Source organism: Fuscovulum sp., from assembly GCA_035192965.1.
Classification (GTDB): Bacteria; Pseudomonadota; Alphaproteobacteria; order Rhodobacterales; family Rhodobacteraceae; genus Paragemmobacter.
Genome location: CP136571.1, coordinates 2,904,012 through 2,927,500, shown reverse-complemented (window position 1 = coordinate 2,927,500; position 23,489 = coordinate 2,904,012). Strand labels below are relative to the sequence as shown.

General features: G+C 63.2%; 24 protein-coding genes, 1 tRNA gene and 2 rRNA genes (1 of these 27 only partly in view). 9 read left to right on the top strand and 18 right to left on the bottom strand.

Going from position 1 to position 23,489, the window contains the following annotated elements; translation table 11 throughout:
• From RSE12_14350 to RSE12_14340, 3 genes are all read left to right on the top strand, one after another.
• Window positions 1–1,491 (top strand): 23S ribosomal RNA (locus RSE12_14350) (it extends 1,345 nt beyond the left edge of the window).
• A 132-nt stretch (window positions 1,492–1,623) separates the two neighbouring features.
• Window positions 1,624–1,738, top strand: a 5S ribosomal RNA gene (gene rrf / locus RSE12_14345).
• Between the two features lie 86 nt (window positions 1,739–1,824).
• Window positions 1,825–1,901: transfer RNA gene (locus tag RSE12_14340), tRNA-Met, on the top strand.
• 133 nt (window positions 1,902–2,034) lie between these two features.
• Here RSE12_14340 and RSE12_14335 read toward each other — a convergent pair.
• The gene (locus RSE12_14335) at window positions 2,035–3,168 is read right to left on the bottom strand and encodes a Fic family protein (protein ID WRH61550.1); all 1,134 of its coding nucleotides are present in this window, start codon (window positions 3,166–3,168) and stop codon (window positions 2,035–2,037) included.
• A 188-nt stretch (window positions 3,169–3,356) separates the two neighbouring features.
• Complete coding sequence (locus RSE12_14330; protein ID WRH61549.1) at window positions 3,357–3,731, bottom strand: XRE family transcriptional regulator; 375 nt, start codon at window positions 3,729–3,731, stop codon at window positions 3,357–3,359.
• 126 nt (window positions 3,732–3,857) lie between these two features.
• Here RSE12_14330 and RSE12_14325 point away from each other — a divergent pair, with 126 nt between their 5' ends.
• From RSE12_14325 to RSE12_14315, 3 genes are read left to right on the top strand one after another with little or no spacing between them, the layout of a single operon-like run.
• Entirely contained in the window at window positions 3,858–5,435 is a 1,578-nt protein-coding gene (locus RSE12_14325; protein WRH61548.1) for a recombinase family protein, read from the top strand.
• Complete coding sequence (locus RSE12_14320) at window positions 5,429–6,325, top strand: plasmid partitioning protein RepB C-terminal domain-containing protein (protein ID WRH61547.1); 897 nt, start codon at window positions 5,429–5,431, stop codon at window positions 6,323–6,325. Before RSE12_14325 ends, RSE12_14320 begins: the two co-directional genes overlap by 7 nt.
• Entirely contained in the window at window positions 6,322–7,257 is a 936-nt protein-coding gene (locus RSE12_14315; GenBank protein WRH61546.1) for a plasmid partitioning protein RepB C-terminal domain-containing protein, read from the top strand. Before RSE12_14320 ends, RSE12_14315 begins: the two co-directional genes overlap by 4 nt.
• Window positions 7,258–7,514: 257 nt before the next feature.
• Here the strand turns inward: RSE12_14315 and RSE12_14310 are convergent, their stop codons facing one another.
• The 16 genes from RSE12_14310 to RSE12_14235 form a co-directional block, all read right to left on the bottom strand.
• Window positions 7,515–7,694: a hypothetical protein gene (locus RSE12_14310; protein WRH61545.1), complete on the bottom strand. Its 180-nt coding sequence runs from the start codon at window positions 7,692–7,694 to the stop codon at window positions 7,515–7,517.
• A 16-nt stretch (window positions 7,695–7,710) separates the two neighbouring features.
• A complete protein-coding gene (locus RSE12_14305) occupies window positions 7,711–8,364 on the bottom strand; it encodes a TIGR02594 family protein (GenBank protein WRH61544.1) in 654 nt (217 codons plus the stop codon).
• 96 nt (window positions 8,365–8,460) lie between these two features.
• Entirely contained in the window at window positions 8,461–8,715 is a 255-nt protein-coding gene (locus tag RSE12_14300; protein WRH61543.1) for a DUF6127 family protein, read from the bottom strand.
• A gap of 32 nt (window positions 8,716–8,747) precedes the next feature.
• Window positions 8,748–9,746 carry an FscB gene (locus tag RSE12_14295; GenBank protein ID WRH61542.1) on the bottom strand — a complete coding sequence of 333 codons (999 nt, stop codon included), beginning with the start codon at window positions 9,744–9,746 and terminating at the stop codon, window positions 8,748–8,750.
• Window positions 9,743–10,609 (bottom strand): hypothetical protein, encoded by an 867-nt coding sequence (locus RSE12_14290; GenBank protein WRH61541.1) that lies wholly within the window; start codon window positions 10,607–10,609, stop codon window positions 9,743–9,745. The genes RSE12_14295 and RSE12_14290 overlap by 4 nt, the downstream gene beginning before the upstream one ends.
• Window positions 10,606–11,283, bottom strand: coding sequence for a DUF2793 domain-containing protein (locus RSE12_14285; protein ID WRH61540.1), 678 nt, complete (start codon window positions 11,281–11,283; stop codon window positions 10,606–10,608). The genes RSE12_14290 and RSE12_14285 overlap by 4 nt, the downstream gene beginning before the upstream one ends.
• Window positions 11,284–11,316: 33 nt before the next feature.
• Window positions 11,317–14,451: a phage tail protein gene (locus RSE12_14280; GenBank protein WRH61539.1), complete on the bottom strand. Its 3,135-nt coding sequence runs from the start codon at window positions 14,449–14,451 to the stop codon at window positions 11,317–11,319.
• On the bottom strand, window positions 14,441–14,650 hold the full coding sequence (locus RSE12_14275) for a hypothetical protein (protein WRH61538.1): 210 nt from the start codon (window positions 14,648–14,650) through the stop codon (window positions 14,441–14,443). Before RSE12_14275 ends, RSE12_14280 begins: the two co-directional genes overlap by 11 nt.
• 8 nt (window positions 14,651–14,658) lie before the next feature.
• Window positions 14,659–14,907 (bottom strand): hypothetical protein, encoded by a 249-nt coding sequence (locus tag RSE12_14270; protein WRH61537.1) that lies wholly within the window; start codon window positions 14,905–14,907, stop codon window positions 14,659–14,661.
• Window positions 14,908–14,916: 9 nt separating this feature from the next.
• The gene (locus RSE12_14265) at window positions 14,917–15,777 is read right to left on the bottom strand and encodes a phage BR0599 family protein (protein WRH61536.1); all 861 of its coding nucleotides are present in this window, start codon (window positions 15,775–15,777) and stop codon (window positions 14,917–14,919) included.
• Window positions 15,774–16,922, bottom strand: coding sequence for a hypothetical protein (locus RSE12_14260; GenBank protein ID WRH61535.1), 1,149 nt, complete (start codon window positions 16,920–16,922; stop codon window positions 15,774–15,776). Before RSE12_14260 ends, RSE12_14265 begins: the two co-directional genes overlap by 4 nt.
• Entirely contained in the window at window positions 16,915–19,377 is a 2,463-nt protein-coding gene (locus tag RSE12_14255; GenBank protein WRH61534.1) for a phage tail tape measure protein, read from the bottom strand. The genes RSE12_14260 and RSE12_14255 overlap by 8 nt, the downstream gene beginning before the upstream one ends.
• On the bottom strand, window positions 19,370–19,549 hold the full coding sequence (locus RSE12_14250; GenBank protein ID WRH61533.1) for a hypothetical protein: 180 nt from the start codon (window positions 19,547–19,549) through the stop codon (window positions 19,370–19,372). Before RSE12_14250 ends, RSE12_14255 begins: the two co-directional genes overlap by 8 nt.
• Window positions 19,550–19,599: 50 nt before the next feature.
• Window positions 19,600–20,037, bottom strand: a complete 438-nt coding sequence (locus tag RSE12_14245) for a hypothetical protein (GenBank protein ID WRH61532.1) — start codon at window positions 20,035–20,037, stop codon at window positions 19,600–19,602.
• Window positions 20,038–20,039: 2 nt separating this feature from the next.
• Entirely contained in the window at window positions 20,040–20,984 is a 945-nt protein-coding gene (locus RSE12_14240) for a phage tail tube protein (protein WRH61531.1), read from the bottom strand.
• A gap of 25 nt (window positions 20,985–21,009) precedes the next feature.
• Window positions 21,010–21,432 (bottom strand): acyl-CoA transferase, encoded by a 423-nt coding sequence (locus RSE12_14235; protein ID WRH61530.1) that lies wholly within the window; start codon window positions 21,430–21,432, stop codon window positions 21,010–21,012.
• A 98-nt stretch (window positions 21,433–21,530) separates the two neighbouring features.
• Here RSE12_14235 and RSE12_14230 point away from each other — a divergent pair, with 98 nt between their 5' ends.
• The 3 genes from RSE12_14230 to RSE12_14220 are packed head-to-tail and all read left to right on the top strand — an operon-like array spanning window position 21,531 to window position 23,485.
• Window positions 21,531–21,833, top strand: a complete 303-nt coding sequence (locus tag RSE12_14230; GenBank protein WRH61529.1) for a type II toxin-antitoxin system RelE/ParE family toxin — start codon at window positions 21,531–21,533, stop codon at window positions 21,831–21,833.
• A complete protein-coding gene (locus tag RSE12_14225; GenBank protein ID WRH61528.1) occupies window positions 21,833–22,978 on the top strand; it encodes a HigA family addiction module antitoxin in 1,146 nt (381 codons plus the stop codon). Before RSE12_14230 ends, RSE12_14225 begins: the two co-directional genes overlap by 1 nt.
• Window positions 22,979–22,990: 12 nt before the next feature.
• The gene (locus RSE12_14220) at window positions 22,991–23,485 is read left to right on the top strand and encodes a hypothetical protein (protein WRH61527.1); all 495 of its coding nucleotides are present in this window, start codon (window positions 22,991–22,993) and stop codon (window positions 23,483–23,485) included.
• Window positions 23,486–23,489 lie beyond the last annotated feature (4 nt).

Below are 23,489 nucleotides of genomic sequence, written 5' to 3'. Positions count from 1 at the left end.
GTAGCGACAAAGAGGGTGAGAGACCCTCTCGCCGAAAGTCCAAGGGTTCCTGCTTAAAGCTAATCTGAGCAGGGTGAGCCGGCCCCTAAGGCGAGGCCGAAAGGCGTAGTCGATGGGAACCAGGTTAATATTCCTGGGCCAGGAGGAAGTGACGGATCTCGAAGGTAGTTTGCCCTTATCGGATTGGGTGGGCTGCTTAGAGGTTCCTGGAAATAGCCCTCCATCAGACCGTACCCTAAACCGACACAGGTGGACTGGTAGAGAATACCAAGGCGCTTGAGAGAACCACGTTAAAGGAACTCGGCAAAATGCCTCCGTAAGTTCGCGAGAAGGAGGCCCCATATGCACGCAAGTGTGTGTGGGGGGCACAAACTAGGGGGTGGCGACTGTTTACTTAAAACACAGGGCTCTGCGAAGCCGTAAGGCGACGTATAGGGTCTGACGCCTGCCCGGTGCTGGAAGGTTAAAAGGAGGGGTGCAAGCTCTGAATTGAAGCCCCAGTAAACGGCGGCCGTAACTATAACGGTCCTAAGGTAGCGAAATTCCTTGTCGGGTAAGTTCCGACCTGCACGAATGGCGTAACGATCTCCCCGCTGTCTCTAACGTGGACTCAGCGAAATTGAACTGTGTGTCAAGATGCACACTTCCCGCGGTTAGACGGAAAGACCCCATGAACCTTTACTCCAGCTTTGCACTGGCATCAGGATTGTGATGTGCAGGATAGGTGGTAGGCATCGAAGCGGGGACGCTAGTTCCCGTGGAGCCTCCCTTGAGATACCACCCTTCGCACTCTTGATGTCTAACCGCGGCCCGTTATCCGGGTCCGGGACCCTGCATGGTGGGGAGTTTGACTGGGGCGGTCGCCTCCCAAACAGTAACGGAGGCGCGCGAAGGTTGGCTCAGACCGGTCGGAAATCGGTCGTTGAGTGCAATGGCAGAAGCCAGCCTGACTGCAAGACTGACAAGTCGAGCAGAGACGAAAGTCGGCCATAGTGATCCGGTGGTCCCAAGTGGGAGGGCCATCGCTCAACGGATAAAAGGTACTCTGGGGATAACAGGCTGATGATGCCCAAGAGTCCATATCGACGGCATCGTTTGGCACCTCGATGTCGGCTCATCTCATCCTGGGGCTGGAGCAGGTCCCAAGGGTATGGCTGTTCGCCATTTAAAGAGGTACGTGAGCTGGGTTTAGAACGTCGTGAGACAGTTCGGTCCCTATCTGCCGTGGGTGTAGGAGACTTGAGAAGAGTTGCCCCTAGTACGAGAGGACCGGGGTGAACGAACCACTGGTGGACCAGTTATCGTGCCAACGGTAGTGCTGGGTAGCTATGTTCGGACAGGATAACCGCTGAAGGCATCTAAGCGGGAAGCCCCCTTCAAAACAAGGTCTCCCTTGAGGGCCGTGGAAGACCACCACGTCGATAGGCCAGAGGTGTAAGTGCAGCAATGCATTCAGCTGACTGGTACTAATTGCCCGATAGGCTTGATTTGATCCAGAAACAGCAAGGCAATAGCCTCGCCTGGAACAGTCAAAAGCAACACAGACTTGGAACAATACACACTGATGATCGCGCGCCAAAACCTGCCAAAACGCAGACAAAAGCGCGCGTGTTTCTTCCTCGGTTTGGTGGTCATAGCACGAGCAAAACACCCGGTCCCTTCCCGAACCCGGCCGTTAAGTGCCGTCGCGCCAATGGTACTCCGTCTCAAGACGCGGGAGAGTAGGTCACCGCCAAACCTAGAAAGAAACACACAATCCTCTCTCCAATACGATGCAAATAAACCCCGATCGCCAAAATAAAGCCCTCGGGATACCACAACGGACGCGGGGTGGAGCAGCCCGGTAGCTCGTCAGGCTCATAACCTGAAGGCCGCAGGTTCAAATCCTGCCCCCGCAACCAAAAAATCCCTTAGGATCAAATACTTAAAAGCCGAGCATAACGCTCGGCTTTACTCATTCCAAATTCTTGTCAACACCTGGTCAACGTTTATCGAGGCCCCCATCGACCGCTCGGACAATCGTCGAAGTGGCCGTCACACTTTCAGCAGATCGAGCAACGGGTCAAAGGCGTACATCGCCGCACGTCGGCCCGAAGCCGGCTCAATGGTGCGCAGCATACCAGCCTCGACTAGCCGCCGTGAAAGAGCGCGCGCTGAGGACGGTGGGATCCCCGAGCGTTCCACGAAGCGATCGTTGCGGAAGATCGGGCTCGCAAAGACGTAGTCCAGCGCCTGATCATGGAATTGCGAGTTCAACACCTCGCGGAACCGCTCCCGCATCTCGCCATGAAGGCGAAAGATCGCGTCCGCGGTCTGAATGTTTACTGTCGCTTGGGCGTGCATCGCTTCGAGGAAGAATGCCACCCATCCAGTCCAGTCACCTGAAGCTGAGACCGCGCGCATCCGTTCGATGTATTCGTCCTTGTTGGCCTCGAAGTAACCGGAGACGAAAAAATTCGGCTGATGCAGTACGCCAAGTTTCCATAGCATCAGGGTGATCAGCATTCGACCGATCCGACCGTTTCCATCTTCGAATGGGTGCAGGGCCTCGAATTCGACATGTGCGATGGCAGTGCGGATGAGCGGCCGCATCGTGCTCTCGTTGATGTAGCGGACGAGTTCGGCCATCGCTGGGCCCAGCTGTTCAGGAGCGATCGGGACGTAGTAGATTTTTCCTCGCCGTTCGTCTCCGATGTAATTCTGCTCCACTTTGTAGCTTCCCGGACGCTTTCGAGCGCCCCGTCCAAAGGACAGCAACTGCTGGTGAGCAGTCCGGATCAGGTGTTCGCCAAGCGGCGCTCCTTCCGCAAGCGCCTGCTGAGCATTCCGCAGCGCGCGGGAGTAGAGGTAGGTCTCGACGTCGTCGTTCCGCGCTTCCCGGTAAGGGTCGACGCTGCCCGCATCCTCTTCGGCTTCAAGACGGTACAGTTCTTCGATGGTGGAGATGGTTCCCTCCATCCGGGATGAAGTAACCGCGTCCTGGCGTCGTAAGGGAGCAAGGAAGAGTTCGCTGTTTACCATGCCGGACATCTTAGTGTCGTACCTGGCGAGCGATGCTGCCGCCTCCTCAAGCGGACCAAGCAGAGCCGCATAGTCTAGGCTTGACGGAGGGAAGCCGCCGATATGGTACGTGACAGCATCTGTCAAATCATAGGGTTTGGTGACCATTTATGCGCCGATTCTGTCATCAACGAGGGTTGATGCCAACGTAGTCGCGCCAAGAGGGCTTGGCAACAGAATAGAGCCTCATTCTGTCATCAAAGTCCTTTGGTGCTAGCAGACGGCGAACAAGCAGGCTTGATGACAGCCAAGGGCGCAAAGCTAACATCAATGGGCAAAAGTGCACTTGGAGATCGTTACAGTTCCTCGGACGGCACCACCTCTTGTCTGAGGTTTCGTAACACGAGAAGACGTTCTGGACAGCGTTCGCACCTTTGTCCGCCGGTAGAGAGCCGGTCCGCCATCGACAGGATCACAAGTAGCACCGCATCAGAGTGCATGGCGAGAAGGATCAGATGCTCTCCGCTTGGCCCCCGCTCGCCAGATAGCCAGTACTTGGCAGTGCGTTCGCTTGCTCCTGTCCAGCGCATCACCGTCTTGATGGCCTGATGCGTTGGCCCCAACTCACGACGCAATGCATCCGCAATTGCCCTACGATACGCGGCCTGATCCGCGTCTAGGTGCACATCTGTGCCCATTTTCGGCACAGATGTGCCCATCTTGATCCGCATCGCTGCGTCCTCCTCCGGTAAACCTGTGGAGAAGACAACACAGCGGCAGATTCCCTTTTGCGCCCCAGCCAAGACCCCGGGTCCGACCAGACGGAAACGCCTGCATGAATTGATCGGGAGAGGGGCATGGCAGGCAAAGAGCCGCCTTCATCAAAAGAACCTGCGAATTCCCCGCCGTTACGGCGTGCGGCCGAGTACGTCCGCATGTCCACCGACCACCAGAAGTACTCGACGGAAAACCAGTCGGACGCGATCCGCAAATATGCGACGGAACGCGGTTTCGAACTGGTCCGTTCCTATGCTGACGCCGGGAAGAGTGGGTTGAGGATCGAAGGCCGCGATGCCTTGCAGCAACTGATCCAGGACGTCCAGGACGGCACCGCTGATTTCGAGGTGATCCTGGTCTATGATGTCAGCCGGTGGGGCCGATTTCAGGATGCCGACGAGTCCGCCTACTACGAGTACATATGCCGTCGCGCGAACAAGCAGGTCGAATACTGCGCGGAACAATTCGAAAACGATGGCAGTCCGATCGCAACCATCGTCAAAGGCGTCAAGCGCGCCATGGCTGGGGAATACAGCAGGGAACTTTCCAACAAGGTTTTCATCGGGCAGTGCCGTCTGATCGAGCTCGGCTACCGACAGGGCGGCCCGGCTGGCTTTGGCCTTCGGCGAGTCCTGCTTGACGAACGGGGTGAGGTGAAGGCCGAGCTCAAGCGCGGCGAGCACAAGAGCCTGCAAACCGACAGAGTCATCTTGATGCCTGGGCCTGACGTTGAGGTACAGACCGTGCGTTGGATCTATGGCCGGTTCCTAAAGCACGGTCGCTCGGAAAGCGAAATTGCGGCCGAGTTGAACGAGCGCGGGATCCTAAGCGATCTCGAGCGCGTATGGACCCGTGCGACCGTCCATCAGGTACTGACCAACGAGAAATACATCGGCAACAACGTCTATAATCGTCGTTCGTTCAAACTGAAACAGAAGCGTGTCGCCAACGGCCCGGATATGTGGATCAGGTCAGAAGGGGTGTTCGAGGCCATCGTCGAGCCGAAGCATTTCCAGAAAGTGCAGGCCATCATTGCCGCCCGCAACCGCCGCTTCTCAGATGACGAAATGCTGGAGCGCCTGGCACGGCTCCTCCAACGCCATGGATACATCTCTGGCATTGTGATCGACGAGGCGGACGCCATGCCGTCAAGCGCAGCCTATGCCCATCGCTTTGGCAGTCTGCTCCGGGCCTACTCGCTTGTCGGCTTCACGCCGGATCGCGACTACCAGTACATCGAAGTCAACAGGATGTTGCGCCAGTTTCATGGTGTCGAGGTCGCACGTGTTATCCGCGAGATCGCTCAGCTTGGAGCGACGGTTGCCCGCAACCCAGTGACCGACCTGCTGGTTATCAACGGCGAGTTCACTGCATCAGTTGTCGTTGCGCGATGTCGGGCAACACCGTCTGGCCGCCTGAGGTGGAAAATCCGGTTCGATTCCGGGTTGGCCCCGGACATCACCGTCGCGATCCGAATGAACACAACCAACACTGCCGCGCTCGATTTTTACCTTCTGCCCCAGTTTGAGATGCGGACAAAGCCCCTGGGGCTTGGAGAGGAGAATGGCCTGATGCTGGACGCCTTCCGATTTGAAACGTTGGATTTCTTCTTCGACATGGCTCGGCGCGTACCAATAGCCGAGGTGGCGCCATGGTAGGCGAGGTCGATACGCAGAGCGAAGTGCAGGTCATCCCCATCTCTGCCATCACCGTGGAGAACCCCAGGGAGCGGTCAGAAAGAACCTTCCGCGCTCTGGTGGAAAGCATCGGAAAGGTCGGTCTGAAAAAGCCCATAACGGTGGCGCGCGTGGCCGACGAGGCTGGTGACAGCTACCGGCTGGTTTGTGGCCAAGGGCGGATGGAGGCCTATCAGGCTTTGGGCGAAACCCAGATACCCGCCATCGTTGTGGACGCTAATGAGGTCGAAAGACTTCTTCGCAGCGTGATCGAGAACATCGCACGTCGCCAGCACCGGCCCTTGGAACTTCTGCAAGACATCGGAATTCTGCGGGACCGAGGATACTCCGACCAGGACATCGCCGATAAAACTGGGCTCTCCCTCGCCTATGTTCATGAAATCGGTGAGTTGATCGCCAATGGCGAAGAGCGCCTTCTCATAGCTGTCGAGACCGGTCAAATGCCCCTCAGCGTTGCGCTCTACATCTCGCGCGCCGAGGAAAAGGATGTGCAGAAAGCGTTGGAGGCTGCCTACGCCTCAGGTGAACTGCGCGGCAAGAAGCTGCTCGAAGCGCGACGACTGGTCGAGTTGCGGCAGCGTCATGGCAAACAGAAGGGAACGACGCGTTCCGCCGGGCAGGCGCGAACTCGCATGACGTCAGCGGCTTTGGTCCGAGCGTATCGAGCCGAGGCGGAGCGCCAGCAGGACATGATCCGCCGGGCTCAAGCGACCCGAAGCAGCCTTTTGTTCATGGACGCGGCATTCCGATCGCTTCTGGGCGACGAGAACTTCCTGACCCTTCTGCGTGCCGAGGGACTTGAAACCCTGCCCGGAATCATTGCCGACAGCCTGGGAGAACAACGGATATGACACAGTTCGAGAAACTTCCCTCGCCCAAGCAACCGGGTTTCGAAGCCAGCCTATGCACGATACCGATTGCAGCCATTCTGCCGGTCAAGCCTCTCTCCAGCACTGTACCGAAAAGTCAGAAATATGCTCAGATTGCGGCCTCGATCCGGGAAGTAGGGCTGATCGAGCCACCGGTGGTTTCGCGCGCACCCGGACAGAGCGGTTCATTCATCCTTCTCGATGGCCATGTGCGGCTCCACGTCCTGAAAGAGATGGGCGAACAGACCGTGACCTGCCTCGTCGCGACCGACGATGAATCCTTCACATACAACAAGCGCATCAGCCGTCTGGCCACGATCCAGGAGCACAAGATGATCCTGCGTGCGGTTCAGAGAGGTGTTTCCGAGACGCGCATTGCTGCTGCCCTGAACGTCAACGTCGCCCTGATTCAGCATAAGCGTACGCTCTTGAACGGTATTTGCCCCGAGGCGGCAGAACTCCTGAAGGCCAAGCATTGCCCGCTCAACAGTTTTCGTGCTTTGCGCAAAATGAAGCCGCTTCGCCAGATTCAGGCGGCCGAACTCATGATCGCCGCGAACAATTACACGGTGCCCTATGTGGAAGCTATCCTGGCGGCGACTGATCCTGCCGATCTGATCAACCCGAATTCAAAGAAGGCAACACCGGGCATCACCCGCGAACAGGCGGATCGGATGAAGGCAGAGATGGCCAGCCTGCAGAAAAATATCAAACTGATCGAAGGAAATCTTGGCCCCGATCATTTGCGTCTGGTTGTCGCCGGTCGATATGTGGAGCGCCTCTTGGGAAATGAACGGCTGGCCAGATACCTTGAGCGCAACCACACCGAGATTCTACGGGAGTTTCGGCAGATCGTTGGCACACTGACGCAGCTCTCCGATCCGCCAGCAGTGCTGACTACTGCCCTTGAGTAGGCCGCAAGGCATCTGAAGAGACAGGGGACCCGGACCCGAAAGCGCGGGGACCGCGGGAGACGCCGGACGGTGGGTCGGATCAAGCGCGGGGTGGGGATGGCGGCGGACCCGCTCGGAGCCCACCGCGGTCGGCCGACATATTGCCGACCGTACAGGCATCGCATTGAACGATGTCTGTCCACATGGGTGGGCGCGCCGATCCCTCTCGCGAATGTGGGAGGTCGAACGGCGCGCCCAAGTTGCGTCGGAAATCGGTATCAGGAGATCTTGGATCGCGCTCGCTTGTCGGCCACGGACCAAACGACGGACCCGATTGTAAGAAGGGCACCGATGACAGGTTCGATATCGGACGCCTCGATATAGCCCTTCGCGACCAAGGCAGTGCCAGCGACGGTCAATATCTGACGGACCAGTGCCAGGATGGCAGGTCTAAGCATGGAGGTAGCTCCTGTTCTAGGTTTCATTTGTGGTGGTGAGGAATTCGCCCGGCTTCATCGTGGGAAGCCGCTGAATGCGGGGCGGGACGGTCGCGGGCCAGCGCGCCCCCAAGAGGCGCGACTTGGCGATGCGGGCGACAGTGACTGCGTCGGATTGATTGCCGCCCAACACGTAGAAATGCGTGTCATCTTGGCCAATGGCGAAGCCGACATGGCCGCCAGAACCGCGTTCGAAGACAAGCACAGCGCCCATTATCGGCTGGACCGCCTGTCCAAAGAACAGCCAGTGCCGGGCCCAGTAGGGATTGCTTCCGAGCGCAGACAGCAACGGCTCGTCTGGCAAAGAAACCCGGATGCAGGTTTCGACAAAATCACCGCACCAGGGGTTCTTCGAGGGGTCTCCCAAGCTTCGACCATCTCTCTTCAGCCAATCCATCAGCCAAGATCGGTCACGCGCTTCATGGCGGCCCAGTGCGGATTTTGCTTCTGTAATCCACGGCAGCGGCCCTTGAGGAACGACCGAAGCCGCTTTTCCATTTGCCGCGAGCAAGGATTTCAGGGCTCGCGCGGTGCGCAAACCCCAGCGACCGTCCACGGGCCCAGGCGAATGACCGAGTGTTTCGAGCGCGCGTTGGATGTCGCGCAGCGGCTCATTGGAACCGGTGGTCATGGCAGGTTTCCTTTTCGTTGGTGATGGCAAAAGACAACCCGCCCGGGGGGCGGGCGAATTGGTCGTGTTCGCGGTGGAGATGGCAGGGCTGTGTGCCTATGGCCCGCTGCCGAAGATCTTCAGCTTCAGGGCGATCCCCGCGAGCAGTGCCAGGATGACGCCGGTGGTGATCAGGTGGACCGCGCTTTGTACGGCCGTGCGGCGAACGAAGCGAATGGCGTCCAGCAGCGCGCGGAGATCGCGGATGTCGAGGGCGGCTTCCTTCCCGTCGAGGCCGACATCGGCCAGCGCGCGCTTCGCCCCCTCTTCGGCTGCCCGCGCGAGGAGTTCCTCGAACTCGGCATCCGGCATGCGGACATGGCCCTCTCCGGAACGGCGCGGGCTCATGCGGAGAGGATCCCGACTTCTGAGGGTAGAGTCACGCTGGTCCAGGCGCTGCTGTCGGCGGGGTTCAGCGCCCATGTGGAATAGACCGACCTCGGTGCAAGTGACGGCACGGTGACCGGGGCCGCATCATGATTGACCCCACCCATGCGCAGGAAACCCGCGACCGTCTGCGGCCCGACTGTCCCTGCTTGCGCGACCTGCTTCACATGCACGCCCGCGATGGCTGCAACCGCCGCAGGCCCGGTCGGCCCCGTGAGCGAAAACGACAGTCGCTGCCCGGCCGCGTTGCTGGAGACACGGGTGCTGACGTCCTCGTCCTTCAGGGCATCGATGCTGCCCGCCATCTGGCTGAATGTCGCGATGGCATTGGGTGTACGCCGCACGAAGCGCCGTCCGATGGTCGAGACGCCGTCCAGCACCGCGAAATGCGCATAGTACCAGGTGCGGGTGCTGCTGGTGCCGTGCAGCCCGACATTCGGAAAGACGATTTGGACGGGCTTGCCCTTGCCTTGGGTGTTGGCGGCCGTGGCCGAACTTTGCAGCACACCATCGACATAGAAGTCGATGGTGATGCTGGCCCCCACCGCCACGCGCACATCGACCCATTGTGGCTGGCCATTCGGCGGGCTGTAGCTCGAGTTGCCCTGCACGACCGTGTCGCCTCGCGCGATGGCATGATAGCGGCGCGTGCTGGTGAGAGGCTGGATATGCGCGATCCGGACGAGGTTCGCGTCGTAGAAATCGACGAACCCTGCATTGCCTTCAGTTATTATGTCGGCATCCCCGTTGGGCGGCACATAGCGGAAGCCGAGCCAGAGATCGCCAGTTGGTGCCGCAAACCCGAGGGAGAACGGCATGGCATAGCTGCGCGAGGCGATGAAGCGGATGCCGTTGACGTCGAGGTTGGCATCAAAGCCGATGGCGGTGGTGTTCAGAAGCCCGGAGATGCCCGAGACGTCGGTCGGCTGGTGGCCGAGGTGCAGGATATAGCTCATGGCAATTCCACTTCGATGTAGAGGTTGGCTTGGGTCCAGGTGGCGCCGCGCCCCCCACCGTGCTCGAGGAAGAGCGCAGCATCGGCGGTGCTTAGACGCATCCCGCCACCCCGGCTGATCCAGAGGGAGGCACCCGCGATGCTGAGGCCTCGATCCCAGCCGATCTCTAGGAAGGCCGCGGCGTCGAAGAGGCGGAGATCGGGATCGAGATAGCCGAGCGCCGTCACGCCCGGGGGCACTGGGTAGCTGAACTGGGAGGGCAGCGAGCGGAGCGTGCCGCCATCGCCGGGATTGCGCCCCTGGATCTGCGGATAGAAAGCGGGGCTGCCGCCCGCAGTCCAGGTGGCAGCCCCGCTGACCGGATCATCGCGCCAGATCCCGTTTTTGCCGATCCAGAGGCGGCCCAGCGCCGGGTCGAGGACAAACATCAGCACATCGTTCGCGCCGAAGGTCGGCAGGCCGGTCAGGCGCTGTTCGGCGGTTGCGGTGGCCGAGGACCAGAGCGCGCCGGTGCCGCGCCAGCCGATCGAGCCCAACGTGATGGGGTTGTTCCCGAGGTTGAACTCCTCGCGCTGTGCGGCCGCGACGACGCCCATGTAGCCGTCGAAGGTGGCGGCCCCTGGTGCACAAAGAACCTCCCAATAGCGCCGCCCGTCTGTCGGCAGGATTGCTTTGGCGGTCGGCACCCAACGCAGGTAGTTCGTTCCACCCGAGGTGTTGACGGCGGTCTGGTTGCCGTTCGACAGGGTGTACCCGGAGGGACGGCGTGTGGTGTCCAGCTGCCAGACCGAGCCTATGTCGACCGGGGGCGCAGCATCCCCGCCTTGGGCGAGGATGGCGCCGCGCATCATCAGAAGGCTCATGCGACGGCTCCTGCCAGCGCGCCTTGGATGATCCAGGCATCTGCGCCGCGCTTCACGAGTGCTGCCCCCGACCATTGGCCGTCGAGAGCAACGGAACCGCCCACAACCCCATTCAGCGACACCCCGGCTGCTGCTGCCACCGTCGCGACCCCGGCGCCAACCTGTGTCACGTTGATCAGCGAACCGATCTCGAAGGGAACGGTCGCTTCGGGTGGAATGGTCACGGTGACGGCCGAGGACCCAGTCGTCTCGAGGATGCTTCCCAGATCGATGGCTTCCAGCGTGTGGCTGGTGGCGGTCAAGGTCCGGATGCGCACGATGCCGGGGCGCGGCACCTCGACCCATGCCCCGGCCGTGAAGCGCACATGCCGCGCCTCATCGGCGACCCAGACCTGCCAGCCCTCCTGTGGAGTGAGAGTGACCCATGCCGCGGCCCCAGCGGGCGACTGGTCCCAGAGCGCCAGCGCATTGGGATTGGTCCCGGCCGCGGCAGGCACGATCAGCATCTGGCCCGCGCTGCCGGTGGTGGGCAGCGGCGTGGTGCGGGATGTGACGCGGGCCTGCACGAGGGCCGAGAGGCGGCGCAGGTCTTCGCTGAGGCCTGTGCCCCAGTTGCGCTGGCCGGGATCGTAGAAGGCGCGCAGCCCCAATCCCGGCATGATCCGTTCCGGCATGCTTGTCCTCGTTCGTTGTCATGAATTCCGGGATCAGGAGCCCCAGAGGAAACCCCAGCCTCGGTCCCATCCGGCTGCGAAGGGCGCCGTCAGCCGAAACCACCGCGCCTCCCGATCCGTGACCCAGCTGCCCTCGACCAGTCGCCGGGACCGGACCGCGAGTTCGACCTCGGCCGTCCGGTCCGGTGCACCGAGTTCCGGAATGGCTTCGGGCGCGAGGGACCAGCTGGAGGCGGTCCCTGCATCGATCACCACGCCCGCGGGGAGCATGGCCATGCTGCTATCCGGATCCACCCAGCGCACCTCGATGACATAGCCGACCCCCGGCTCCGGCCCGATGGAGCCCCCGGTGTGATCGACGATGACGGGGCTCGTCTGGGTCAGCCGATCACGATGCGTCCAGGTCAAGGCGAGAGAGCCTGTGACCAGCACATCGACATTGGGGGCGTAGCTGCCGTTGCCTTGCACCCGCCCGGGCGGCAGTGGCCGGATGGCGCGGCGGTCGAGCGTCACCACGTCTTCCGGCGCCAGCGCAAAGGCCAGCGTGCCGCGTCCGGTCTCGGGCAGGAGGCGGGTTGCCAGCGTCTCGCCCGCTGCCCAGCTGTCTTCGGTGATCCGCGCCACTTCGTCGAAGAAAATCACCGGCGTGGCAGAGGCATGCGCGCGCGGAACGGTGTCGAGGCATCCCCGGCCCACGGTGATCGTGGTCGGCGTGATCCCGTCGACGCGGACCAGCTCGCCGCCGATACTGGCGAGCGTCCCGATCTCGACCTCGCCGATATCGCGCCAGCCGGTCACTGGGATTACCCGTGCTTCCGGGCTGTCGGTAACGTCTGCGGCCAACAGCGCCGTCGGGGCGAAGGCCACCACCCCCTCCTGAGCAGGGCCGGTGCCGGGATCGATCCAGAGCTGGGCCGCCAGAGCATCGGCGCTCGGGCGTTCGCCGGTCGCAACCAGCGCGCCTGCATCCGGATCCTCGGCGAGGCGGCGGTCGGCCTCGCTGTGGCCAAGTTCGCGGACGAGAAGCCAGTACGGGGCTTCCTCGATCATGCGCCGGGCCAATGCCCTCGGCGGGGCGGCGACACCGGTTCCCGTGGGCATGCGCCCGCCCGCGATGGCGGTGGCGCCTAGCGCGAAGACGTCCTCGGCGATCTTGAGCCGGATGCCATTGTCGCGGCCGTCGCCCTGGCCGATCTCGGAGATGCGCATCACCACGTCATCGAGCCCCAGCCGCGACGAGCGCAGACGGATCACGTCACCGGGCCCGAGGTCCGCGCCCTCGCGGTTGACGACGATTTCGCCGGTCAGGAGCGGCGCGGACAATGCGCGCAGGTCGCGCTCGGCCACGCGCACAGCGAGCCCTTGATAGCGGATGCCGGGATAGTCGAGGGTGGTGGCCAGCACCTCGCCCATCGCCTGGACGCGGGCGGTGTCGGTGACCGATACCGCGCCCGTGTCATCGGTCCAGGCATCGGTGAAGCGGACGGTGACGCTGTTCACCAGATCAGAAGGCGACCGGCGGCCGAGGCGGCCCCAGTCCACGACGTTGGTCTCGTCGAACAAGGGCAGTGTCGCAGCCACAAAGTCCGCCCGGATCAGCTTGAGTTCCCAGAGGCCGGTGCGCCGGTCGATGAAGAGCGTGGCGTCGATATGGTCGAGGACGCTCGCGATGAATTCCTCGATGGAAGAGTCCTGCTGCCAGATCAGCGAGAGGCCGAAGCTCTCGGTGTAAAGCGCATCTGCGGCCTCCGTGAAACTCGCCCCGATCTCGACGGAGGAATAGCCCAGACCCCAATCCCGGTTGGTCAGGCATTCCCGGATGATATGCGCCGGGTTCATGTCCGGGCCATTGCCGAATGCACCGCGCAGGGAGGCGACCAGCGCCTGCGGGTTCCCGGGCGGGATCACTGGCACCCCGTCGACCGGCGTGTTGTCGATGCGCGCCGTGTAGGACGTATCGGCCAGCGCGATGTTGAAGCCGAAGATGTCGGCGGGCGGCAGGGTGCGGATGATCGCGAGCGCCGCATCGACCGAGGAGACAGGTGCGGGTTCCCCATCGGTCACGAAGATGACGATCCGGCGCTTCGATCCGCCGCCTGCAAAGAAGGTGTTTGCCTCCGCGAAGGCCGCGTTGAAGCTGGTGCCGCCATTGGTGAAGTTCGAGAGCCCGAGCATCCAGGTCTCGAGCGCGGCATAGTCCGCAGGCCCCATGTCGCGCCGTTCGATGGATGCGGCGACGGCCACGTTCCAGAGGACGATGCGGATGTCGTTCGGCCGATCAGGGTCCGCGCCTGCCGCGATTTCGCGGATGAGCGCGGCGACGCCTGCCTTCTGGGCCGACATGCGGGTTCCCGACATGGAGCCCGAGACATCGAGCGCCATGTAGATCGCGGCATCCGAGATGCTGGCCTCGGGCACGATGGCCGCCTTCTCGGGATACCATTGCGCTGTCCCGGCCTCGCCGGTCAGCACGCGGGTCACGCGCACGGCCCATGGCTTCAGGTAAGGGTTGATTCCGAGATAGACCTGTCGCAGCACGAGGCTGCAGAGACCGCGATAGGCGGGCACGTCCCCGCCCATGCGCGTGGCGAGATAGTCGTTCGCCCCCTGACCCGGCCCGCCCATCAGCACGTCCACATCGCCGCGGATGCCGCCCTCCCGGCTTTCCCCGCCGAAGAGGTCGGGCTTGTCGATCCGGATGCGCCCGCCACCGGCACCGGTACTGCTGGCACCGGTTGTGGCTTCATAGACCTCGACGGTCTGGGCGGCGAAACTCAGGGCCTCGGGCAGCACGGTCCATCGCGTGATGTTGGCGGCCGCATCGAAGGTGACGGCCTGCAGGGTGATCGTCTGGCTCGACCCATTGGCGAGGGCGAGGCGATAGTCCTGCCCGATGCGCACGCCCGCCCGGGTGCCGGGGAAGCTGATGGTCGCGCCAGAGTCGCCTGCCAGTGCGGCCGTGGCGGCCATGCCATTGACCGAACCGATGCGCGTCTCGACTGCCGCACCGCCGCCTCCGGAAGAACCCCCGCCGGTCGTGACGGACCAGGCGGTGCGACGGTCGACGAGGATCTCGCGGATCGCATCGACCGGCCCGTGGCAGAGTGCCAGATGGACCCCCAGCGAATAGCGGTAGCCGACGGTCTGCGCCTTGCTCCTACCGCCCATCGCCCGCCTCCGCGTTCGACACCGCCTCTCGCAGTTCGGCCTGCAGGATCACCGGTTCGACCAGCGCATCGCCCGTGGCGCGCAAGGTGTCGGCCTCGATGCCGCTGTCCAGAAACGCCTGCCAGTCGAGCCCATGCCGCCGAAACCATGGTCGCACGCCTGCAAGGCAGTAGCGTGCGGCGCGCAGGTCCTGGATCATCACGCGGGTCACTTCTTGCCACCTTTCTTCTTGATGGGATCGACCTTCAGGTCTCCGGCCCAGACGACGTTTGGGCCGGTGATCAGGACGGTGCCAAAGACGACCGGGATCGGACGCCCTTCCTCGGCCGTCGGCAGCGTGAAATCGTCTAGCCCCGCAGCCTGAGGCTTCTCGACCTTAGGCCGCGGGCTCAGCGCATAAGAAATCGCGGAAAGCACGAGCCCTAGGACGAGCCGCGCGATGAAGGTCCAGACCATGGATGATGCTCAGACGATGGAACTGCCGCCGAACGGGTTGCGGCCGGGGATCTCGGGGAAACCGCCGAAGTTCGCGAGGTTGCCGAACTTGGCCGCACAGGTGGCCGCGCGCAGATCGCAGCCGGGAGCGATGTCGGCGACGAGGGGCAGCGGATCGCCGGACTCGGGGTCGGTCTCGGGTGAGGCCAGCGCCGCCGCCAGTTCCGGCATCGGGCGTGACAGGGTCAGGGTCGATCCGACATGGCCGGTGATGAACCCAAGCTGCGCCCCGAACCGCAGCACGCCGCCGCGGAACCAGCCGTCGGGTTGTGCCGCCGCCTCCGGGATGGTCAGGGAATTGCATGCGACGGCCGTCACGGTGCCGGTCTGCCAGTGGAAACCGATGTCGAGCCCGCAGCCACGGCCGTAGAGCGCGTGGCGGCAGAGCCGCTGGTACTTTGCGCGGACCCCGGCCCGACGCAGGGTGCTGAAGACGGACTCGCAGTTCAGTAGGATCCGTACGCCCTCGATCTCGGCCCCTACCACGCGACCCTTCCAATGTGCGACCGTCTCGCCCAGCACCTGCTCATGACCCCGGAAGATGGTCAGTGTCACCGGTGTATTGCCCAAGGGCGCAAGGAACCGGCGCGCGAACGGGTTCGAGATCGGCCAGGTCAGTTCCAGCCGCCCGCGCTCGATCTCGCTCGTTTGCACCACATCGCCGTGGGAAATGGCGGCGGCTTCCCAGGTGATTGCGTCGCCCTCGCTTGCTGCGCTGGTCCAGTCGGTGGCCCGGCTGGTGAAGCGCCAGACCTGATCGCCCTCGACGAACTGGTAGAGGTAGTAGGGGCGGCCCTCGGCGGTTGAGGACTCGATGGTGGCGTAGGTCATTCCAGAACCTCCACGACCGGCAGGCTCACCTCGCTCGCCACGGCCCCATGCCGGATCTCGATCCGATCTGCATCCGACCGCACCAGCGTCAGGAAATGCACTTTCGTCCCGATGACCACGGGCTCGCCGAGGCTCGAAGACAGTGTCAGCCGATGATCCGCGCCATCCGCCACAGCCGCGTTGATCGTCCGGAACCGGAACCCGCTCGGCATCTCGAGAAGGATCGCGCGCGCCACATAACCCGCCAGTTCCGCGACCGGCGCCACGCGCATCAGCGTGGACCCGGAGGTCATGGCCGCGCGCAGTTGCAATTCGCGCCCCCAGGTCGGCAACCAGAAGCTGGTTTGCCTGCCTCGCAACGACCACAGCCAGCGGCGCAACGCCCAACGTTCCGCCGCACCTTGCGCCTTCAGGGTGATCGCCTCGCCGCGTTCGAACAGATCCCGCAGAGGTTCGACCACGACCGGCCCGAAGCCGTTGTCGACGTATTCCACGGCGCGGCGCAGGTTAGCGGTGATCGGCGAACGGGTGAGACTCGGGTCGATCTGGACCGCGCGGCCGAGATAGGTCGGCATGACCGGCGCGGTCAGATCCGGAGCATCGCGCAGCAGGAAGGTGGCGTAGACTATCCCGTCATTCTGGCGACGACGTGTGATCTCGACAGGAGCAGTCAGGATCCCTGATCGCACCGGCGCAACGGCGATCCGTGGGGCCGCGACGAAGGCCATGGGCAACTGCGCGCCCAGCGGTTCCGCCAGGATCAGCCGATCCGCCTCGACATTAGCGATCTCCGCGAGAGACGCCTCGCGCCCATCCACCGCGAGGACCACAGCATCCCCCGCCCGGAAATCCACCGTCGTGGTGTCGACGGCAATCTCCGTCGCCCCTTGCACCAGATCCGCCGTCGGCTGGACCGCCATGTGCCAGAGCGGCACCCTCCATTCGCCGACAAACCCCGCCCGCACCAGTTCTGCCGCGCGAGCCATGCCCAGCACGTCACAGCGATGCTGGAAGGTGACGATCTCGCGCGGGCGGGACCGGAGCGCGATACGCTGTTCGCCCGCCTGGGACTGCAGCACATCCGTGCGCCATTCCAGCACCTCGGTGATCTCCTGGGTCGCCGGAAAGGGCCAGAGCTCAGGCATTGATGGCACCCCGGTTTCGGCGGATCACGTTCAGAATCGCCCGCTCCCCCGAGGGCGTTGCGAGGTAGTCGCCGACGACGGACGGGTCGAGCACGTTGATGATCCGCGTCGACATGGAGGATGCCGCAGTTGCGCCATCGCCGTTCATCTCGACGCCGAGCCTGCCGCCCTTGCCCCGGCGCAAGGGCAGGATGGCTTCGGGCCCAGCCTCACCCATCAGGCCCACGCCCTTGGCGAACGGAAACACCGTTGGCCGGTTCACCACACCGCCCCGGGCGAAGGCGGTCAGTTCTGCGCCACCGGCAAAGACCCCGCCCTTGGCAAAGCCGAAGAGGCTCCCGAAGAAGCCGCCGCCGCCCGAGAAGGCGTTGATGAGGGCATTCTCGATTGGCTTGAAGGCGAGATCGATCAGCCGTGTGGCGAGGTTCTGCGCGATCCGCGAAATCGCCCCGGCGAAGGTCTCCCAGGTGAACTCGCCCGAAGTCAGGGCCTCCTTAATAGGGCCGGTGATGTCCTGCGCGAGGCCTTGCGCGATCTCGCGCGACTTCTCCTGCGCCTTGCGCACCGCCTCGGCTGTAGCCTCCCAGGCGTCCTTGGCCGCGTCTGCCCCCTCTCGCAGCGCGTTGCCCGCGCCGCGCCCCGAACTGCCCGCAGCTTCCGCGGCTTCGCCCGCCCCCTGCAGGGCGGCGCCAAGACCTGTCGCGGCCGTGCGCGCATCCACGAGCCCGGTGGCGGCGTCCGTGCCCGAGGCCGAGACGGCGTCCCGCAGGGCCTCGACAGACTGCAGGGGCGCGGTCACGGCCGTTGCCACCTCACCCATCATGTCGCGCAGTCGCGCCGCTTCGCCCCGCGCCGCCTCGGCTGCGGCGGTCAGCCCCAGATCGGGCGGCGCGATGGGATCGTTGTTGAACGCGGCCTCGAAAGCCGCACGCGCCTCGGCCCCAGCATTCGCTGCGGCGCCCTCAAAGGGGTTCTCGATCCCGCCCAGTTCGATGGTGCCGATCAGCGGCACGCGCTTCTCGATGCCCAGCACGTCGAGACCGGCATTGATCCCTTCAAGGAAGCCGTCGATGCGCGCGGCCACGCCGTTCAGCATGGCCTCGACCCCGCCGATCAGCGCATTGGCCGCGCCATAGGCGAACTCGCCGATGGTGGCAGGCAGAGCCGACCAGAGGACCTTCACCGCCTCCATCGCCCCCTGGAAGGTGTTCAGCGTCGCGTTCCCGAATCCCACCACCGCCTCGAGACCGGTCTGCAAGGCGGCGGTGATGCCTGCGCTGATCTCGGCCCAGCCCGCCATGATCGATAGACCCAACGCGACCATGCCGAGCTTCATGCGATCCCAGACCTCACGGGCGAGATCGCCCAAGAGGCCCAGCGCGGCCCCGACGCTGCCCGTGCCCTGCACCAGCCGTCCGAACTGGAAGATCAACTCGCCCACACCCACGATGAGCGCCCCGATGCCGGTGCGGATCAGTGCGCCGCGCAGGACGACAAGCGCGGTCGCGAGCCCGCGGACAGAAAGTGCCGCGGCGGCCAGTCCCGCCACCCAGCGCCCCGCCATCACGCCCACGAAGGCCGCGGTATAAGACGCCATGCGGCCGATGTTTTCGCCCAGCGTATCGAGGGCCGTCCGAAGTGCGCCGCCCTCAGATGCCAATGTCACGAAGGCCTCTGCCAGCCAGGTCACGGCAGGCGCGACGGCCACGGCGATCTGGTTGCGGATCCCGTCGAAGACCATGCCGAGACTGCCCAGCGCGATCTGGGTTTGGCGCAGCGAGGAAAGTGCCTCGCCGTCGAGGATCGCACCAACGGAACGCGCCTGATCACCGAAGCGTATCATCTCGGCCCCGCCATCGCGCAGGAGCGGCAGAAGGCGTGTGGCGTCTGAGGCCATGGCCTCGAGATAGAAGGTCATCTCCTGCTGGCTGAGTCCCGCCTTCTCGAGCGAGGTCACGTAGAGCTGCAGCGCTTCCGGCCCCGAGAGGCGTGCGAACTCCTCGGCCGTGACGCCCACGCGCGGCGCGATCTGCTCGAAGAAATCCTTCATCGGACCGCCGCCGGTCTGCAGGAAATCCCCGACCCGGTCGTTCACGTCCTTGAGGATGTCCGCCAGCTTCTCCTGCTCTACCCCGACCGTGCGTGCCCCGGCCGCCCAGCGCTGGAAGCTCTCGGGCGTGGCATTGGCGACTTGCGCGAACTGCCGGATCTGGTCGGCGCTCTGGGCCGCGTTGCGCACGATCAGGCCGAGCCCCGCCGTGGCGGCAGAGGCGGCCGCAGCCATGGCGATCCCGGCGCGGCGCGCGAAGGCCGCCAGCCGGGTGTTCGCAGCCTCCATCTCGCGCGACAGACGGCCGAAGCCCCGCGTCCCGGCATCGCCGATCCCCTCCAGTTCGGCGCGGACCTGGCGGCCGCCGACGGCAGCGAGGCGGACAGAGACCCGTTTCTCAGCCATAGCGGCGACCTTCTCTCTCTTCGTTCAGCTTGCGCACCATCGCGGCCTCGATTGCGGGCAGCAGTTCGACGACGGCGCGTGGGGAAATGCCCATGGCAGAGGCCATGGCCAATGCGGCTGTCATGTCCCACCCAAGGACAGCGCCGGGAACGGCCCGGATCTGGCCGCCCATGCGCTGCGCCAGATCCCAGACCTGCCAGCCCTCGAGGCTCAGGGGGGCGTTCAGGATTTGCGGACATTCCTGGCAGCGCCCTTCACAGGCCTGGCAGTATCCTTCGCCCCCACCGAAGACCCAGTCGGCGAGGGCGCCGAGGCGTTTTTTTCCGCCTCGAGCTCCAGACCCTTGGCGACATAGGCCGTCTGGAACTTCTCGAAGATCGGCCAGAGATCGAGAAGGGCATCGATGGCCTCGGGGCTGACCGGGATGGGAACCCCATCCGCGTCTCCTACACCCTCCCAATCGACGATGGCGCGGGTGGCGATGGCTTTGGCGAAGATCACCGCGATGCTGTCGTCAGGCGTGCCGGGGGCGATGGTGCGCACGGCCGGGTCGGTACGTGCAGCAACCATTATGGCCGTCGTCAGGGGCTCGACCTTGACGCGCACACCCAGTGCAAGGTCGATCCAACAGGCCTCACGGGCGAGGTTCAGACGCAGCATGATCAGTATTCCTCGATGTCGTTGACGAGCGTCGCAGTGCACATCCGCCCCAGCGTGGCGTCGCGCGCGGCCTGCCAGTCGAAGGTGGCCTGGATGCCCTGCGGCCCCGGGATTTCGATCCGGGGACGCGGCAGATAGACGGCATGCGCCGTGAAGCTGAAACTCTCCCCCGAGGGCAGGCTGTGGGCGAAGGTCAGCGCGCAGGGATCGCCAGCGATGGCCTGGTTCACCAGCACCTGATCGGCGAAGCGCACTTCGATCTTGCCGGTCAGCGCGGCGATGGACGGGTCCGCCCCGTCGATCCGGCCGTCCGAGCGGATGGTCTCCACCCGGTCCAGATTGTTGGCGTACGTGATCTCGGCTGAGATGATGTTGCCGAGGGGCTGGCCGTTGCGCGTGACCCCTCCGTTGAAGTGGCCGAAGCGCTGGAGGTCGAGGTCGGCCAGCGTGCCTGAGGCGGAGGTGCTGGCGATGGCCTCGCCCTGCGCCACGAGGCTTGCCGTCGCGGTCAGCAGGCCGGACCGCTGCATCTGCCAGTTGAGGCTGTCGAGGACGCAGCCGGAATACATGGCATAGCGCGGCACCTCCGGCATGCCGGTCTCGATGGACATCGACGGCAAGGACCAGGCGCCGGAGCGGAACTCGTGGGTGAAGGAGCCCGGTGCAGCGCCGGTGGTCACAGGTGCCCCAAAGGCGGCCTTCAGCCAGAAGCCAAATGCCGACGCATCGATCGGCACGACCACGTTGCCGTCCGCAGTTACCGCGTCCTTGATCGGCGCCAGCGGGTCGCGGCCGTAGCCCAGAAGCTCGCTGTTCAGGAGCGGCTGTTCCGACCCCAGCGTGGTGCTGGCAAACGGCATCTTCGTGAACCCGCCCGCGGGCGGGGTGCCGTAACTCGTTTCAAACGCAAGCGCCATCTGCGCCCGCGCGCCTTGCGCACGTGCCATGGGGGGTCTCCTCGAATGTTAGGTGTCAGGCCAGAGGGCCGGTGGTGGTGTAGTTCAAGACGACGGCGATCACCGCCGCCTTCAGGGTGGCCGCGCCTTCGACGGGCAGATCGACGGTCGCCGGGGCCTCGGGTTCAACCCAGTCACAGAGGCCGCCGAGCGTCCGGTCGGCCTCCAGCGCCGCGCCAATGGCGGCGATCAGGTCGTCGAAAGCGCTGGCCCGGCCGGTGCCCGCCTGGACGACGACCTCCAGCTCAGCCCGGTGCTGGTAGTGGTAGCGCAGCGGCGACAGCGTCACTTCCGGCTCGCCCGGCTGGCCGTCGCGCAGGATGATCAACCCGGTCCTGGGGATCCGCTCGGGCAGCACCTCGTCTCGTAGGGTGAGGGCGGCAAGCGGCTGCAACCGCGCGTGCAGCGCGGTAAGAACGGTTTTGCGGGTGGTGGGCATTACGAAATTGTCTTAACTATCAGTATTTGCGACATAAATCTAAAATTGACTTACCTAGTCAATTTGTCGTTGCGCGGCGGCGCGCGGAGCGGTAGAAGATGGCAATGGAAGTAGTATTCGCTGATGCCACACTTGCGCTCATCGAGACCGATCAAGCCGGGACCACGCGTCTTTCGGTGGCAATCATCAAGTCTGCGCGGCGAAAGCTCACAGTGCTTCGTGCCGCACCAGATGAGAGGTCGCTGCGGAACTGGAAGAGTCTGCACTACGAGAAGCTTAGAGGGGGACGAGATGGTCAGCGGTCTGTGCGTCTGAACGACCAATTCAGACTGGTTTTCAGCCTGGAAGAAGGGACCAAACCGCCGACGATCACGATATTGAGCATTGAGGACTATCACTGATGGCCAGTCTTGAAATCCTACCTTCGGAGCATCCTGGGGAGTTCATTGCCGAAGAACTTGAAGCGAGGGGCTGGTCGCAGGCTGACTTGGCATTCGTATTGGGATGGGATGTCAGCCAGTTGAATCGTCTTATCAAGGGTAAGACGGACGTTACGCCTGACTCCGCGAACATGCTGGGAGACGCCTTCGACATGCCTGCAGAATTCTTCATGAATCTGCAGAAACAGTACGATTTGGGTCGCGCAAAGAAAGCGGATCCCGGCGTGCGGACACGAGCATCTTGGGCTGCGGTGTTTCCAGTTCGCGAGATGATTAAGCGCGGCTGGATCGAAGATACCGAGAGCAGCCTGCTTGATGTGCAGATGGTGCGATTTTTTGGCAAGAACCGCCGTGATGAGGTTCCGTTCGTCAGTGAAGCGCCAGTCATTGCTCACGCCGCTCGCAAAACCTCGTATTCGGAAATTCTTCCGGGCCAGTATGTGTGGCTTCATCGCGTCCGAAGTGTTGCGCGAACCATTGATTGCCCGAAGTATTCCGAGGATGCCCTGCGAGGTGTTCTTTCAACTCTTCGGTCGCATTTCATCGATCCCGATGATCTGCCAAGAATTCCAGCCCTGTTGAAGAAGTGTGGCGTAAGGCTGGTCCTCGTCGAACAGATCGCCGGATCGAAGATTGATGGCGTTTGCACTTGGCTTGATGATCAGCCGGTGATCGGTCTCACCAACCGGCTAGATCGGATCGATAACCTTTGCTTTGTTTTGCGCCATGAGATCGAGCACGTTCTTCGCGGCGATGGCCGCGAAGATACTTTCGCACCAATTGACGATTTTGATGGAAATCTGGGTTCAGGAAACCCTGATCTACCGGAATGTGAAAAGCTCGCAAATGCCGCAGCGGCTGATTTCTGCGTCGATCAGGCGATGTTGCAGTCCTTCATTCTTAGAAAGAGTCCCTACATTTCCGAAAAGGACGTCCGCGCATTTGCAGCGCGGGCCCAGATCCATCCGGCAATCATCATTGGGCAGATCCAACACAAGACGAACCGCCACAACTGGTTGCGTAAGTATCAGACAAGCATTCGAGCTTTCCTGAAAGAGTGGGAAGCTGTCGACGGGTGGGATGAAGTCGCCCGCGTGGAACTTTGAGGAGGCCGAAACATGGCAAACTTCAGCGAGCAGGTTGTGAACCTTTGGGAAGAGTGGGTTGCTGAAACGGGCTACGAGTCGGCGGATCCGGGTGAATTCGTCGACTGGGCTTTGTCGAACCGTCGGCTCGTACCGAACCCGGTCGATGTAAAGCAGATGCTACGACGGCAAGTGACCCAGTCTCTGCGCCAGGCCAAGCGGTGGGACGAAGATGGACGCTTCACGTATCGGGCATTTCAGTCGGCCACGCTGTTTGAGGGCGGTGAGGCCATCAAACACTACTTTGACACGGACACGGGTGGCTCACCATCGCTTCGCCAGAAGTCTGTCAAACAGAGGCGCGATGCGATTGCCAGCGATGTCTACAGGGCGGTCTGTGATGTCGATAGAATGAACAAGGTTCATCGGGACGACCCACAGCTGAACTTCTTCACCGATTTCACCGACGACGTTGCCGAACTGCGCATTGCCGAAAGCGTGGAACATGATGAGGACGATGCGGCGTAGCGCC